At 60.8% G+C, this 232-nt stretch carries 1 pseudogene; it reads left to right on the top strand.

The window, feature by feature from the left end:
- Positions 1 to 139, top strand: a pseudogene (locus KVT37_RS33730) (alpha/beta hydrolase); the annotation flags it as partial.
- Positions 140 to 232: the final 93 nt, after the last annotated feature.

Raw genomic sequence — 232 nt, forward strand, 5'->3', positions numbered from 1 at the left:
GATCGCCGACTCGGCGCTGCTGTCGATCAAGCTGCTCAAGAAGGGCGGGCTCAGGATCTACAAGGGCTTTCCGCAGGGCATGGCGACAACCCAGGCGGACGTCATCAACGCCGATCTGCTCCCCTTCTTCAAGGCTTAAGTGTTCTTGCCGCCAAATGAAAAAAGAATCCCCCTTGCGGGGGGGGCCTTTGCCTGTTTGAAACCGCCGCCGGGGGGCGCAGGCTTTCTGGCT

The organism is Mesorhizobium sp. GbtcB19 (assembly GCF_019091085.1).
GTDB lineage: Bacteria > Pseudomonadota > Alphaproteobacteria > Rhizobiales > Rhizobiaceae > Mesorhizobium.